This is a genomic window from Streptomyces hawaiiensis (assembly GCF_004803895.1).
GTDB classification, from domain to species: Bacteria; Actinomycetota; Actinomycetes; order Streptomycetales; family Streptomycetaceae; genus Streptomyces; species Streptomyces hawaiiensis.
Window position 1 is genome coordinate 7,850,559 of the sequence record NZ_CP021978.1, and the last position, 14,734, is coordinate 7,865,292.

General features: G+C 68.6%; 12 protein-coding genes. 8 read left to right on the forward strand and 4 right to left on the reverse strand.

Annotated features, from left to right (window positions below; translation table 11 throughout):
* Positions 1 to 250: 250 nt before the first annotated feature.
* A complete protein-coding gene (locus tag CEB94_RS35795; protein ID WP_175436097.1) occupies positions 251 to 1,357 on the reverse strand; it encodes an alpha/beta hydrolase-fold protein in 1,107 nt (368 codons plus the stop codon).
* A gap of 93 nt (positions 1,358 to 1,450) precedes the next feature.
* On the opposite strand from CEB94_RS35795, the gene CEB94_RS35800 reads away from it, so the two are divergent.
* The 3 genes from CEB94_RS35800 to CEB94_RS35810 are packed head-to-tail and all read left to right on the forward strand — an operon-like array spanning position 1,451 to position 3,798.
* Positions 1,451 to 1,663: an MbtH family protein gene (locus CEB94_RS35800; RefSeq protein ID WP_175436098.1), complete on the forward strand. Its 213-nt coding sequence runs from the start codon at positions 1,451 to 1,453 to the stop codon at positions 1,661 to 1,663.
* Between the two features lie 8 nt (positions 1,664 to 1,671).
* Entirely contained in the window at positions 1,672 to 3,246 is a 1,575-nt protein-coding gene (locus tag CEB94_RS35805; protein WP_175436099.1) for an amidohydrolase, read from the forward strand.
* Between the two features lie 30 nt (positions 3,247 to 3,276).
* A complete protein-coding gene (locus tag CEB94_RS35810) occupies positions 3,277 to 3,798 on the forward strand; it encodes a GNAT family N-acetyltransferase (RefSeq protein WP_175436100.1) in 522 nt (173 codons plus the stop codon).
* Between the two features lie 115 nt (positions 3,799 to 3,913).
* On the opposite strand, the gene argB is transcribed toward CEB94_RS35810, so the two are convergent.
* Both argB and CEB94_RS35820 read right to left on the reverse strand, forming a co-directional pair.
* On the reverse strand, positions 3,914 to 4,810 hold the full coding sequence (gene argB, locus CEB94_RS35815) for an acetylglutamate kinase (protein WP_381104080.1): 897 nt from the start codon (positions 4,808 to 4,810) through the stop codon (positions 3,914 to 3,916).
* Positions 4,811 to 5,243: 433 nt separating this feature from the next.
* Entirely contained in the window at positions 5,244 to 5,573 is a 330-nt protein-coding gene (locus tag CEB94_RS35820) for a deoxyxylulose-5-phosphate synthase (protein ID WP_175436101.1), read from the reverse strand.
* A gap of 492 nt (positions 5,574 to 6,065) precedes the next feature.
* Here CEB94_RS35820 and CEB94_RS35825 point away from each other — a divergent pair, with 492 nt between their 5' ends.
* The 5 genes from CEB94_RS35825 (at position 6,066) to CEB94_RS35845 (ending at position 13,904) form a co-directional block, all read left to right on the forward strand.
* Positions 6,066 to 6,581: a hypothetical protein gene (locus CEB94_RS35825; protein WP_175436102.1), complete on the forward strand. Its 516-nt coding sequence runs from the start codon at positions 6,066 to 6,068 to the stop codon at positions 6,579 to 6,581.
* Positions 6,582 to 6,586: 5 nt separating this feature from the next.
* Positions 6,587 to 7,618, forward strand: a complete 1,032-nt coding sequence (locus CEB94_RS35830) for a hypothetical protein (protein WP_246112017.1) — start codon at positions 6,587 to 6,589, stop codon at positions 7,616 to 7,618.
* A 29-nt stretch (positions 7,619 to 7,647) separates the two neighbouring features.
* On the forward strand, positions 7,648 to 8,124 hold the full coding sequence (locus CEB94_RS35835; RefSeq protein WP_175436103.1) for a hypothetical protein: 477 nt from the start codon (positions 7,648 to 7,650) through the stop codon (positions 8,122 to 8,124).
* A gap of 131 nt (positions 8,125 to 8,255) precedes the next feature.
* Positions 8,256 to 9,251 (forward strand): hypothetical protein, encoded by a 996-nt coding sequence (locus tag CEB94_RS35840; protein ID WP_175436104.1) that lies wholly within the window; start codon positions 8,256 to 8,258, stop codon positions 9,249 to 9,251.
* 300 nt (positions 9,252 to 9,551) lie between these two features.
* The gene (locus CEB94_RS35845; protein ID WP_175436105.1) at positions 9,552 to 13,904 is read left to right on the forward strand and encodes a golvesin C-terminal-like domain-containing protein; all 4,353 of its coding nucleotides are present in this window, start codon (positions 9,552 to 9,554) and stop codon (positions 13,902 to 13,904) included.
* A 119-nt stretch (positions 13,905 to 14,023) separates the two neighbouring features.
* Here CEB94_RS35845 and CEB94_RS35850 read toward each other — a convergent pair whose 3' ends face one another.
* On the reverse strand, positions 14,024 to 14,707 hold the full coding sequence (locus tag CEB94_RS35850) for a hypothetical protein (protein ID WP_175436106.1): 684 nt from the start codon (positions 14,705 to 14,707) through the stop codon (positions 14,024 to 14,026).
* Between the last annotated feature and the right edge of the window lie 27 nt (positions 14,708 to 14,734).

Sequence of the window (14,734 nt, forward strand, 5' to 3'; positions counted from 1 at the left end):
GCTGGGGGACATGCCTTCTGGGGCGCGGGGCTGAGTCGATGTGCGGCTCCGCCGCGTGGGCGCGATCAGCCCCCACCGGCCCGCAGACGACTATTCACCGAGGGCCCAGCCGGCGTCCCTCTTGGGGGCGCGGGGAACTGCGCGATCAACCCCCACCGGCCCGCAGACGACTATTCACCGAGGGCCCAGCCGGCGTCCCTCTTGGGGGCGCGGGGAACTGCGCGATCAACCCCCACCAGCCCGCACACGACTACTCACCGAGGGCCCAGCCGACATCCCTGAGCAGGGCATGGCGCCACCCGGCGCGGTCATGCCCCGACGCGGACCGGGACACCCGCACGGTCGCCCCGGCCCGCCGCACCAAGCCCTCGGTCACCTCACAGTGAGGCAACATCCGGTCCTCGTGCTCCCCGACGTCGAACGCGACCCGCAGCCCCGACAGATCGACACTCTCCAGCAGCCGCTCAGCGATCACACCCCCGAGCGGCCCCCCCAACGGATCGGCCAGCCGCATGGCATCCGGCGTCCACCAGAACGACCCCGACTGACAGGCAACCCGCGACACCAGCTCGGGAAACTCCAGCGCCGCGTACACCGCGCTCAGCCCTCCGAGGCTCTGCCCGGCAACCACGAGCCGCTCCGGATCGGCGTTGACGCCCGACTCCGCCACCAGCGGCAGCAGTTCGTCCCGCACCGCCTCCCACAGCTCGGGCCGGCAGGTGAACTCGGCGGCCCGGTCCTTGGCAGGCAGGAAGACAAGAGTGACCGGCGGCAACTCACCGGCCGCCACGGCCGAGTCGAACGCGGTGATCGCCGGATGCAGATACAGCCAGTCGTCCCCGTCGAGCAGCAGCACCACCGGCCCGCCGCCCCCCGCCGGATGCACCCGCACCGTACGCCGCCCGCCCAGCCGCTCACTCGCCCAGCGGATCCGTGCCCGCGGCACGGGCAGCACCGCGTCGGCCCCGACGAGGGGCCAGTGCGGCTGCTCCGGGGCGTCCGGGGTCGCGGCGATGGACCGGTCGCCGCCCGCCCCGGCCGGGTTGAACGGGTCGGACTGGGACGCGTCCCCCGTCACGAATTGATACGTCACCCGCAGCCGCGCGGGCATGCGTACCTCGGCGTACCAGCAGTCCGAGTCGGCCCAGCGACGCAACGGCACCGCCTCCGACCAGCTTTCGAACTCGATCCTGGCCGGCGACGACCCACGCCACAGGAACAGCGTGATCCAGCCGCCGTCGCCGTCGGGCACGGCCGCCGGGGCACCGACCCCGGCCCAGAACTCCCCGGTGCCGGGCGCCCCGGGCAGCCCGAACCCGGTGAACGCGTCCTCCCTGTCGGCCGCGGCCAAGCGCATGAACGTCTCCTTGTGAGAGGGAAGGGCCGAAGGCTAAGCTTCGTCAATTAGGCGAGCCTAACCTAATCTTGGCCTTCCGAGGAGGCACCGCGCATGAGCACCAACCCCTTCGACGACAACGAAGGCCGTTTCCTGGTCCTGGTGAACGACGAGGGCCAGCACTCCCTCTGGCCCTCCTTCGCCGAGGTGCCCGGGGGATGGACGATCGCCTTCGCCGAGAACACCCGCGAGGCATGCCTGGAGTACGTCGAGACCCACTGGACCGACCTGCGCCCGAAGTCCCTCGCCACGGCCCAGGACGCCTGACTCCGCCGATGCTGTGCACCAGGCTGACCAACGCCCGCTTCCTCACCATGGATCCGGACCATCCGGTCGCTCATGACCTGGGCATCTGGCAGGGCAGGATCGCGGGCCTCGACGAGGCCGTGACCTCCCTGCCCGCCCGGGAGGTCGTCGACCTGCAGGGCGCCACGGTCCTGCCGGGGTTCATCGACGCCCATGTCCACCTCGCCTGGACCGGGTTCAAGCAGAACACCCCGAGCATCGCGGGACGCACCCGCGTCGACGACGTCCTCGCGGTCGTGGCCGAGGCCGTCGCCCGCACGCACGCACCCGGCGACTGGGTGAGCATCGCCGGCTACGACCAGCGGGCCCTGGGCCGCCATCTCACCGCCGCCGACCTCGACCGGGTCAGCGCCGGACGCAAGCTCTACCTGCTGCACGACTCCGGGCACGGCTGCGTCGTCAACACCGCCGTCCTGGACCTGCTCCCCGCCGGCATCCCGCACGACAACGGCTTCCTCGCCGAGCAGGCCATGGGCGCCGCCCGCGCCCTGCGCCTGCCGCACTCCCAGGAGGACCTGGCCGGGGCGATCGGCCGCGCGGCCCGCACCTGCCTGGCCGAGGGCGTCACCGCCTGCGCCGAAGCGGGCATCGGCGGCACCCTCTTCGGCCACAGCCCCGTCGAACTCGGCGCCTACCAACTCGCCCGGGACAAGGGCCTGCTGCCGCTGCGCGTACAGCTCATGGTGTCCGCGGACCGGCTGCGCCCGGTCGCCGCCCACGAGGCCGACGGCATCCCGCGCGCCCTCGACCTCGGCCTGCGCACCGGGTTCGGCGACGACCGGCTCTCCGTGGGCGCGCTGAAGGTCTACACCGACGGCGGCATGATGGCCCGTACGGCCGCACTGACCAGCCCATACGAAGGGCTCGGCCACGCCGGGCAGTTGCAGGACGACCCGGAGGTGCTCACCGGCCTCATCGTGGACGGCCACCTCGCCGGCTGGCAGCTCGCCGTGCACGCGATCGGCGACCGCGCGGCCGACGTCTCCCTGGACGCCCTCGAACGCGCCCAGCGCCTGCGCCCCCGCCCCGAGGCACGCCACCGCATCGAACACGCCGGGCTGATCCGCCCCGACCAGCTCCCCCGTATGGCGCGACTCGGCATCAGCGCGGTCGTCCAGCCCAGCTTCCTGCGCTACTTCGGCGACGACTACGCCTCGATCATGGGCGAGGAACGGGCGCCCTGGATGTACCGGGGCCGGGCCTTCCTGGACCACGGCATTCCCCTCGTGGGCAGCTCCGACCGGCCGGTCGCCGACGGATCGCCCCTGCGCGCCGTCCAGTTCATGGCCGAGCGCGCCTCCACCTCCGGGCAGCTCATCGGCCGGGACGAGGCCGTCACCGTCGACCAGGCCCTGCACGCCTACACCCTCGCCGGCGCCCGGGCCTGCCACTGGGAGGACCGCCTGGGCAGCCTCACCCCGGGCAAACACGCCGACCTGGTCGTCCTCGGCGACGACCCCCGGCGCGTCGACACCTCGCGCATCGGCGACATCGAGGTGGTGGAGACCTACGTCGACGGCCGCCCGAGCCGCCCGCGCACTTGATCCCCGGTCCAAGACCGAGGAAGGAACCCCTTGACCACGGCCACGCCGCGCCCTCCCGCGCTGCCGCGCGCCCTCGTCGTACCGACGCCCATCGTGCGCACCGCCCGCCCGGACGAGGCCGCCGCCCTCGCCACCCTGTCCCAGCCCTTCGCGCACTCGGGCGCGCTGCGCGAACGCCCCCTCTCCCTCTACGCCGCCCACGCGGCCGACTTCCTGGTGCTGGAGGCCCCCGACGGCACTCTCGACGGCTGCGTGGGCCTGCGCGCCTACCCTGCGGAGGCGGGGGAGGGCCGTGAACTCGCGGGCGTCGTCTACAACTTCTGTGTGGCCGAGCACCGGCAGGGGAGCGGAGCGGGAGCCGGGCTGTTACGCGCGGTGCTCGCCACGGCACGCGCGCAGTCCCTCGGCGCCCTGTTCACGGCGACCACCGGAGGCGCCGGACTGTTCCTCCGCCACGGCTTCACACCCACGACCGCGCACCGCGCGCCGCGGCCCTGGGCGGAGTCCCTGGACCCGCGGCGCAACGCGCGCGTCCTGGTCAGAAGGGGGTGACCATGTCGGTCGTGCGCGTCCTGGTCAGGAGGGCGTGACCACGCCGGTCGTGCGCGTCTGGTCAGGACTGGGTGACCCCGTCGGTCGCGCGTCTGAACAGGACTGGGTGACCGAGTCACTCGCGCGTCTGGTCAGGACGGGTGACCACGTCGGGAACCACGGTGGTGCCCGGGCTGGTCTCGGCGAGCACACTTCGCAGCACCGCGTGCGGCACGCGCCCGTCCACCACATGCGCCTTGCGCACCCCGCCGCGGACGGCCCGCAGACAGCCCTCCATCTTCGGCAGCATCCCGCTCGCCAGCCCGGGCAGCAGCCCGTCCAGCGCACGAGCTGTCAGACGCCCGATGACCTCGGTACTGTGCGGCCAGTCCGCGTACAGCCCCTCGACGTCGGTGAGCATCACCAGCCGCTCGGCGTCGAGTGCGACGGCGAGGGCCGCCGCCGCGAGATCGGCGTTGACGTTGTAGACCTGCCCGTCCGCGCCGCGTGCCACGGGGGAGACGACGGGGATGTGGTCCTGCTCCAACAGCGCGCGCACCATGGCCGGGTTGACGTCCACGACGTCGCCGACGAGACCGATGTCCACCGCCCGGCCGTCCACCCGGGCCGGCCGCCGCACCGCCGTCATCGTGTGCGCGTCCTCCCCGGTCAGGCCCACCGCGAAGGGGCCGTGGGCGTTGATGTGACCGACCAGTTCCCGCTGGACGCGCCCCGTCAGCACCATGCGCACCACGTCCAGGGTCTCGGGTGTGGTCACCCGCAGCCCCGCCTCGAAGCGCGTCTCCAGGCCGAGCCGGTCCAGCATCGCGCTGATCTGCGGCCCGCCGCCGTGCACGACGACCGGGCGCAGACCCGCGTGCCACAGCTCCACGACGTCCTGGGCGAAGGTCAGTTGAAGCCTCGCGTCCACCATGGCGTTGCCACCGAACTTGACGACGACCACACTGCCCCGCAGTTCCTCGGGCCAGGAAAGCGCCCGGGCGGACGGATCCCCTTCTCGGGCGGCTGTCACGGTCACGCGGTCACTCCGTTTCCCCACGAGGCCGGGCAGGGCCCGGACCTGCATCTCGGGCGACCACGCTCCCGTGTCGACGGCCGGCAAGCCCGCAGGGCCTTCCCCTCATCCATCGACACGGCCTCGACGCCCAGCAAGAGGCTAGGTTAGCCTACCCTTAACGAGCGGCCCAAGTGTCGAACAGCGGCGTGCGGTTGGGCGGAGTGAGGGTGCCGGCAGGCGACCCGCGTTCCGGAAGGCCCGGGCCGTACGACCGGTCCCCGCCGAACGTCCGGAACAGACGGGGCCGGCGCGCGAGCGAGGGCGGCCTTGACGGACGTGGCGTGCTCGGGCAGGTGCCGGGCGGCCCGGACGGCGGCCGGACCGAGGAAGCCGGCCAGGGCGCGCTCGGCCTGGTCTGGGTCGGCCCTTCCTCGGCCCCGGGTCGGGGTCAGGGCACCTCGTACCGTACGAGTGCCCTGGCGAAGGGCTCGCCGCTGCGCCGGGCGTACGTCATCCGCTCGCGAACCTCGCTCAGGGAGCGGGGACGGTAGCCGGGCCCGCCGCAGCAGCTCTTGTGGAAGCGGACGCCCGCGTGCAGCAGCACGGACAGTGTCCGCCAGGCCGCGCTGTCCCGGCGGCGGGGTGCCGCGAAGGCCGAGCCCACGTGGATCAGCCGCTGCGCGCAGCGGGGGCAGACGCGCTGCCTGTCGGTGTCGTACGGCTGCTTGTACGAAGCCCGGCAGGGCAGGCAGACGTAGGAGGTCTTCGCATGTCCCATGCCGTCAGGGTAGGCGGCACCCGGGTGGAACTCGACGGGGTTCTCGCAGGCTGGCCACGGCTCACGGGCGGCAGGGCCCGTCGGTGGACGCGGAGCGGGACGACAGCCCCGCGATCCAACTGCCCGAAACCGAACTGCGGCGCCTGCTCTCCGGCCGGGTCCGTACTCAGGCCGGGCAGTCGGCCCGTGTGGTGGCCGTACCCCGACGGATCACCAGATAGCGCGCGTTGCCCAGCACACGATCAGGCGCCGAGCGTCTGACGCGTCCCGTTGGTAGCCGTGACGAACTTTCTGGCGGAGCCGTCCGCGACCCGGGTCTCCGCGCTGTCGGCCGCCCCTGGCCCGGTGCCGGCCGGCCCCGTTCCATCGCCCTCACGGCGGGCTGGTCAAGGTTGTTCCTCAGGCAGGCCCTGATCACGCAAAAAGCATGGCCATGACACTCACCTGGTGCGAAGGTCCTTGTCGCACAAATGATCTATCGACGGAGATGTCATGAAAAGGATCCGCGTCAAGAAGAAGGCAGCCGCCTGCGCCATGTCAGTCGCGGCAGTGGCCGCTGTCCTGGCAACCGCCGGTCCGGTGAACGCGGCGGAGTACACGGTCATGGACAACTGCGACGTTCCGTGGATCAGCTGCTCCTACGGTGACCTGTGGCTGTTCTACAACTCGAAGGACATCGCCGTCCAGGACGGCTACTACAAGTCGGCCTTCACGACGTTCTACGGCAATGTGTCCGACCACTGGGGAACCAGTCAGTACGAGGGCTCGTCACTGTCGACCTACCGGTACGTGTTCGGCAACGGCGGCTACGGCAACGGCCAGTACATGAAGAACAACGCGGCGTCCGTGCAGAACTGCGCCTCGGACGACAACTACCGCGTGTATTACAACTCCGGCTACGGCGGCACATCCCAGTACTTCGCGAAGAACGGCCCTTACGGAGACTGCAACATCACCGACCTGATCTCCGCTCTGAAGAACAACAACGCCTCCTCTCACTTCGCATAAAGCACATGAAGGAACTCCCCGTGAAGTACATCAAGCAGACAGCCGCCGCAGTGGCCTTGACCGCTTCGGCTCTCCTGGTCAGCGCCTGTTCCTCCGGCACGACATCGGACACCACGAAGAACGCGGCCGACAGCAGACCCGTCGTGAACAAGGAAAACTGGCCCAAGAGAATCCCCACCAGCGGCCTGACCAAGGGTCTGAGCCTCCCACTGGAGGCGTACATGCCCTCCTACGAGGACCAGGTCACCGTTGAGCAGGCCGCCAACGATCTCCAGCAGTCCTGTATGAAGGACTACGGCATCGACCTGACGCTGCCGCGAGCGGGCGCCAACCCGCCTCCCAGTGACAACGACGCCAACATCGAACGCCGTTACGGCATCACCGACCGGGCCGAGGCCGAGAAGTACGGCTACGAGCTCCCTCCGGCGCTGCAGGAGTACACCAGGCAGACCATGCGTGATCTGTCCGGTGTCGAGGTGGAGGTCCTGACCGGCCACACCAAGCCCGAGCCGCTCAGACCCCCCACGGGAGACAAGGCCGCAGAGCCGTTGGCCGCGCCCGGCAGGAGCACGAAGCCCGCTCGGGCGGAGTACAACGGAAAGAAGTTGAAGGCAGGCGGCTGTGTCGGCTGGTCCGAGCAGCAACTCGGCCTCAAGGAGGCCGACCCCGCCTTCGTGGCGCAGCTCGCCGGGGACAGCCTGGTGCTGTCGCTGAAGGACGACAAGGTCATCAAGGTCCTGGCCGCCTGGTCCTCTTGCATGGACGGCAAGGCGCACAAGGGACTCGCCGATCCGTACAAGGCGATGGACCAGGGCGTCACGAACAACGGGCAGCCGTCGCCGCAGTCCATCGCTCTGGCGGTCGACGACATCGACTGCAAGGAGCAGACGGACCTGGTGAAGGTCTGGTCCGGTGTGGAGTCCGTGATCCAGGACCGGCAGATCGCCGACAACAAGAGCCGGCTGACCGGCATCAAGGAGCAGCACGACAAGGAAAGGGCCGCCGCGCGCAACCAGATGGCGGCTTCCGTCCAGTGAGGACCGGTGCGGTAGGGCCCGGACCGCGCATGACCCGGGCACTGTGGCTGATGGCGGCGTGTGTGCTGGCCGCCGGGTGTACGGACGGCGGCGCCGACAAGGCCGCCCCCGCGCCGCAGCGGCCGGCGACTCCGAGCGCGGAGCAGAGCAGTCCGCAAGTGCGCCCGTCGCCGTCGCCGTCGCCTGTGGCCTCGGTGCACTCCGAAGGCCGTACGCGTGTCCTGGAGTACGGAGACCTGACCGTGCGTGCCACACCGGAAAGCAGTGGTGTGCGTACCGAGATCGAAGTGGCCAACACCAACCAGCGGGATGCGACGTATTCCGTCCAGATCAGCATCGCCGACGGTAAGGGCTGGACCGCGTACAACCGGTTCTGGCTGCAGGACGTCCCTCCGGGGAAAACCGGGCGGGACGAGGCGGTGATCGGCTCGGGAGACATGGGTCCGGCTCCACAGGTACCGAAGATCTACGTCGATGAGTTCACTCCCCTCGTCGACCGGAAGTAGCAAAGGGAAACCTCCACGCGCGGTCCGGTCATGAGCTGAGCGGATTACTGCCGCAATGGGGCCTGGCGGAACGTCAAGTCCCCCTCGTCTCTGCGTTCGGACCACCCCCCTTCAAGGAGCCCATGATGAGCATGCGCCGTACCACGGCCTCGGTGGCGGCCATCGCCGCCGTCGCCGCAGCGACGCTCATGACCGGGTGCGGCGGCAACAGCACCAGCGCCGGGAACACCCCGGCCGACAAACCGGTCGTGAACAAGGACAACCGGCCCGCAAAGGCCCCCCGACAGGGACTGGCCGAGAACATGGTGCTTCCCCTGGAGAAGTACATGCTTTCCTACGCCGACCGGGTCACCCTCGATCAGGCGACGACCGGCCTTCAGCAGAAGTGCATGGCCGGCTACGGCTTCCACGTCGCCCTTCCCAAGGCCGGAGCGAATCCGCCCCCCAGTACCGACGACGCCACTATGGAACGCCGCTACGGCATCACCGACCCGGATGATGCCGCAAGGTACGGCTATGAGCCGGCACCGAAGTTCCGGGGGCGCACCAGCCAGAGCGTCCCCGACCTCCCCGGCGTGCAAGTGGAGGTACTGACCGGGCACACCAAGCCGGTCACCACCCACTCCAAGAACGGCAAGGGCGGTTTCTACATCACCCCCGACAGCGTCAGGCCGGCACGCGCCTCCTACCACGGCAAGGCGCTGAAGAAAGGCGGCTGTGTCGGCTGGAGCAAGGAACAGATCAAGCTCGACGACTCCGACGCGCTGTTCGTCTCCCAACTCGCCGGAAAGAGCCTGACCGCCTCGCAGCGGAAGCGAGTGGTGAAGAAGGCGATCAGCGCCTGGTCGTCCTGCATGGACGCCAAAGGCCACAAGAACCTCGCCGACCCGTACCAGGCGATGGCACAGGGCGTCACCGAAGGCCGTGCCTCGAAGAGCCAGGACAGCATCGACCTCGCTGTCGACGATGTGGCGTGCAAGCAGCAGACCAACCTGGTGAAGATCTGGTTCGACACCGAGAGAAAGATCGAGAACAAGCAGATCGCCGCCAACAAGGCCAAGCTGGAGGCGATCGCCTCAGGCCACGGCAAGGCGCTGTCGGCGGCCCGGGCCCAGCAGGGCGGATGAGCGTTGCGGGGGGCGTAACCGAGCCCCGGTCGCGGTGGGCGATGCGCTCGCGGCCGCACTGTGCGGGGGTGTGGTGCCGGGACGGAGCGCGGACACCCCTCTCTCCCGCGGCTCTATCGTACCGACGTCGGTCTCATGGTCGCCTGAGGCGACCGGTTCCGTCCTCGGCAGCGGGGCCCCGGGAATCCAGCATGCACACCGTGGCCTGGACGACCTCGACGTAACGATGCGTCAGGGCCACGGACGTGTCTGACCGAAAGAAAGGAGACCACCATGCGAAGACGGCACAAAGAGCGTGCCATGGCTGTCATCTCGGCGACCGCGGTCGCCGCGATGACCTTCACCATGGCGAGTACAGCGCAAGCAGCGGATTCGACACCGCCGAAGAAGACCGGACACGCCAGACCGGCCAAGAGAAAGCACCCTCTGGCGATTCCCGCTGAGGACCGTGACAGCGTCCTCGGCAAGAACTGGAAGACCTCCGGCGACCGGGCCGTGACCACCGCCGCCGACAGCGACGGACTGCACCTCCTCGTCGCCGACGCGAAAACCGGCTACCACTGGAAGACCGCCACCGTCCTGTCCGAACCCCAGCTGCCGGCCGACACCTGGATCGGCAACAGCTGCCTCATGGACGATCACCACGCGGCCGTCGTCTACGCCCCCCGCACCTTCACCAACAAACCCGACCTGATGATGGGCGGCGCCCTGACGGCCGTCGTCGACCTGGACAGTGGCGACGTCACCAAGATGCCGTTCACCGCGTCCCTCGCCTACTTCGACCCGACCTGCGACGCGCACACCCACAGCGCGGCGTTCACCGCCCTGCGGGACGACAAGACGCGCCTGATCACCGTCGACACGCACGGCGACACCGACGCGGACGTCACCGCCCGCGGTGAGATCACCTCCGCCGTCCCCACCAAGGACGGCCTGATCGGCGCGGCCGGGAACCGGCTCGTCCACATCAGTCGCAAGGGCAAGCAGGCGACGCTCACCGCGACGAAGCACGCCCCGTACGACATCACCGCGGGGAAAGACGGAACGGTCACCTACATCGACCGCACCGGTGACACGCGAGCCCGCGTGCAGACGTACGCACACGGCACGAAGACCACCGTCGCCCACGGCGAGACCACGGCGATGGGCCTCGCCCAGGACGCCACCGGCAAGGTCTACCTGCTCGGCCAGGCCACCCACGACGCGGCGTTCGGCCACAGCGGCATCACCGAGAAGAACGTCCCTCACGAAGCGCAGCTGTCCACCCGCGGACGCCTCGCCGTCGACCCCGTCGTCTCCGACGCCGTGGAGCGCGGCGTCGCCACCATCAAGGGCGTCGGCAAGGACCTCTCGCACACCGCGAAGGAGCCGGCCACCGGGCAGGGCGCCGGAAGCGTCAGTCACCTCCTCGACATCACCGCGACTTCCACCGTCACCGGACAGCGCACGACGCTCACAGCCGACGAGCCTGACGCCACAGCGGGCGGCACCACCTCGCCGGCCCTGACCGGTGACAGCCGGCCGCAGATGTCCACGATGAGCCTCATGACCACGGCCACCGACGACCCGCGCGCGCACGACCCCGTGGACACCGATGCCTGGTGCTCCGTGCCCCGCAACGACGTCAACACCCAGGCCCTCCAACCCACCCCGAACCAGGTGGAGTGGGCCGTCGACATGGCCGTGCGCGGAGACCTCACCTCCGGCTACATCAAGCAGGGCGGCTGGCGCACCCAGACCGGACTGGCCACCATCGACCCCCAGGGCACCTGGCCCGCCCCCACGCTCAACGGCGGCGGCCGCATCCCCGCGCAGGTCGAACTCGGCATCCTCGCCCAGGAATCCAACCTGTGGCAGGCCGAATCCGGCGCCATTCCCGGCCAGATGGGCAGCCCGCTGGCCTCCGTGGACGGTTACTACGGACACCAGACCGGCGGCAGCCTCGCGGACTACTGGACCATCCACTGGGACCTGTCCGACTGCGGCTACGGCGTCGGCCAGGTCACCGACGGCATGCGCAAAGCCGGCTTCGAGAAGGACGACGAAACCGCTCTCGACCCCAGCCTCCAGCGCGCCGTCGCCCTCGACTACACGATGAACATCGCCTCTTCGCTCTACATCCTCGCGGACAAGTGGAACGAGGTTCACGAGGCCGACCAGACCATCACCGTCAACAACGACGACCCGGCCAAGCCGGAGAACTGGTTCACCGCAGTCTGGAACTACAACCTCGGCTTCAACCCCAGGTCCAAGGAAGCCGAGAACGGGAACTGGGGGCTCGGCTGGTTCAACAATCCCGCCAACCCGGTCTACCCGGCCGACCGTGACCCCTTCATGGACATGGACGCCGACCCGGCCAACTGGCCCTGGGACGCCGCCCATCCGCAGTACTGGCCGTATGAGGAGAAGGTCATGGGGTGGGCCGCCTGGTCCATCGACACCGGCCACTCCTACGCGACCTCCGGACGCCAGGACTGGCCCGGCGAATCCGGCTACAGCTCCGCCGGCTTCTACCCGTCCTGGTGGAACAGCACCGCCGAGCGCACCGCCATCAAGCCACCACTCGACACGTTCTGCAATGCGGCCAACAACTGTGACGCCGCCAACCCGCCGGACTGCCCGGACGCCGGCTGCTACACCCAGTACTGGTGGAACGCGGCCAATGCCACATGGAAGGACGACTGTTCTTCCACCTGCGGCAACGAGAAGATCAAATATGCGACGCTGATCAGCGAGCCCGGTCGCGGATACCGCCTTCAGTACGGCACACCGCAGTGCGATACCGGGAACCTTCCGTCAGGAGCGAAGATCGTCGCATCCGTTCCGGCGGGAACACCCACCTGGAGCGACTGCGGAACGACGACAACCGACGGCTCGTTCCAGTTCACGTTCTACCCTGATCCCAACGCCACCGGGCCCGGCCTCGGCCAGTACGACGCCAAAGCCGACCTCCATCAGATCGGCGGCGGCTACCAGGGCCATTTCTGGTACGCACACACCCGTGATCCGGCCCACCTCGGCGGCGACAGCGGTCGCATGACGATCCAGGGCGACTGGAAACTCCCCGGCGCCGTCCCCGAGGAACAAGCCGCCATCTACGTCCACATCCCCGACACCGGAGCCCAGACCACCAAAGCGTTCTACGACATACCCACCGCCCTCGGCACCGCCAAGGTCGTGGTCAACCAGGACGCGAACGAGAGCAACACCTGGGTCTACCTCGGCGCTTTCCGCTTCAACGACAAGGCGCCCGAAGTCAGGCTCTCCAACACCACCTACACAGGATCCGGCGACGACGACATCGCCTGGGACGCCATGGCCTTCATCCCCGGCGACTACGGCATCCCGAAGGACTACGCCGTCGACCTCGCCCTGCCGGCGAACGACAGCAGCAGCCCCAACCCCAACCAGGCCATCCAGTCCCCGGACGACAAGGCCACAGCGGCGCTCGGCAAGGACGCGTCCAACCCCGGCCCTGACGGCTCGCTGGCGACCAGCGTCTCGACCCAGGGCCTCGCGACCTGGTGCGACGACGGGAAGATCATCGCCCGCGCCACCCGCACCATCACCTGCGAGAACCGGGCCATGCCGTACTACTACATCACCTCGGAAGGTGCCAGCGGAACGATCATGTTCCAAATCCAGCGCGTACTGGAACTGGACGGAACGAACTCCTTCACCGAGCATCTCAGCATCGCGCCGGACTCCGTCCCTCTCGACATCGCCGATGTCATGCTCGCCATCAACAAGCATCTGTGCGACACCGGCTGCACACCCGACGAACCGGGAAACAGCGCCTGGAACGGAGCACCCAACTGGACACCGGGAGACACCCACGCGGCGAACCTCACCACCACCTACACCTGGGACAACTCGGTCGCCGGTAAGGAATTCCTTTTCCACCCGGACGTCCAGATCGACGGAGACATCTACCCCTCCGACAGCAGCATCGCCCCCACCCACACCGGCTACCAGTGGTCCAAGAGCCAGGTCCGCAAGACCGACCTCGACGAAATCCGCTGCGACACCAAAATAACCTCGACCGGAGGATGCGTCTTCCACAACTACGCACCCACCTACACCTTCAACGCCGCCAAGTATCCGCAGGCGGCAGCCCACGCATGGCTCATCCAGCACGGCAGTCCGAAGAGCCCGGGGCTGGAAAGCGCGAACACCCCCCTGTACTACCTGCCGGGCGGACGCAACGGAGCGAACCGTGCCGTCATCTGCGACGTGGACGGATGGGCACGGACCACCTACGACCCGGCAGCCATGAACAGCAGCACCGACGCTCCGAACTGCGACGAGTTCTCCTTCAACGCCTCCTACAACAGCGGAGGACAGCCGGCCGACCTCGACGGACTCAATCCCGTCTCCACCGGCGCAGAGTGCATGCAGACCTACGCGCAGATGGACAACGGAGCCGTCCATCTCAGAAATCTTCCCGGAACGATGCCGAGTTTCAGGGAGGTATGTGGAAGGTCGTCCATCTCAGGAGTCCAGAACAGCGGATCCATGGCAGCCTTCTCCTCGGGATTCGCCAAGAACATGCGCCTCATGGACAGGGACGCCTACTGGCTGAACACCAACATCAAGGGTGACTGTGCCACTGGAACCGGAACCTTCATGCACTGCACCATGACCACGAACTAGGTACCGGAGAAACAGCGAGGGCGGCTGGTCCACCAGCCGCCCTTCGCATGTCACATGAACGCGCATGTCACATGAACGCGCATGTCACATGAACGCGCATGTCACATGAACGTCGCATGTCACATGAACGGATCCACCAGCAATGCCACGGGGAGATCACCCGACTCGACGGCCCCTCTGGGGATCCTCAGACCGGTGTGCTCGCCGACCGACCTCCACACCGCGGCATGAAGCCCAGCGGAACGGTCCTCCACAAAAGCACGCCACTCCGCGGGAGACGAGAAACCGTCCGGGTCCGGCCACACGGCGCCGTTGCTCCGCATCCGGCTGTCCAGCAGGTGAGCCCTACCGGACTCGCTCTCCGCAGCAGGACCCGTCAGGCTGTGCCGGAACTCCGCCCGTAGCAGGTCCCCGTCACCGGGTGAATAGAAAAGCCACGACGGCTGCACCGCGACGTTCGCGTACAGGCACACGAACTCCTCGCCGTCACGAGGCATCACAGAACTGTTGTCGTCAGCCCAATGCTGATACCAGGCACAAACTCCGGAATCCTCCAGGACGTACGACCACTCTCCGGACGTGCCGTACACGCAGGGAGTCCACGGGGCGTCCACGGAGAGAGGATCGAGATCACGGTAATGGGAACATGTGCCGATCTGGCCATCCCGGGCACCCACGCGCCGCAACAGGTCCTCCACCGCCAGACCACGCACCGCGGTCAGCGACACCCCGCCACGCATTCCGGGACCCCCCATGGGTTCCTCGAAACAGTACTCACCAAGCCACTCGATGCTGTCACTCATGTCAACTCCCCTTGCATCGCGGACTTC